Raw genomic sequence first — 516 nt, 5'->3', positions numbered from 1 at the left:
GGGGAAGAACGCGTCCATGCCGAACGTGCGGGCCTCATCGGGGATGATCGGGGCGATGTGCTTGCCGAAGTTCTTGTCCCGCATGAGGTCCTTGAGGAGCCGGACGAACGCCATGGTCGTGGCGGCCTGCTGCTTGCCCGAACCCCGCTTGGCGACCTCATAGGTTTTTGCGTCCGGGAGGGTGATGTCCTGGTGTTTGGAGCGGCGCTCCGGCACGGGCCCGCCGAGCTCGGCCCGGCGTTCCATCATGTACTTGATCTCCGGCGCATCGGAGCCCGGGTGATAGTACGGGGGTGAGTACAGGTCCTTCTCCAGCTCCTCGTCGGTGACCGGGATCCGCAGGTGGTCGCGGAACTTCTTCAGGTCATCGAGGGTGAGTTTCTTCATCTGGTGGGTCGCGTTGCGGCCCTCGAAGTGCGGTCCGAGGCCGTAGCCCTTGACGGTGTGGGCCAGGATGACGGTGGGTTTGCCCTTGAACTCGGTCGCTGCCTTATACGCGGCGTACACCTTGTAGTA

Annotated in this window: 1 pseudogene; it reads right to left on the bottom strand. The window is 63.8% G+C overall.

Features of this window, described 5'->3' with window-relative positions:
• Positions 1-516 (bottom strand): annotated as a pseudogene (locus AB4Y73_RS20440) (pyruvate dehydrogenase (acetyl-transferring), homodimeric type); the annotation flags it as partial.

It is taken from the genome of Pseudarthrobacter sp. TAF60_1, assembly GCF_052113505.1.
GTDB lineage: Bacteria > Actinomycetota > Actinomycetes > Actinomycetales > Micrococcaceae > Arthrobacter.
The sequence above is the reverse complement of the archived record's forward strand: the minus strand, read 5'-3'. Positions and strand labels throughout refer to the sequence as shown.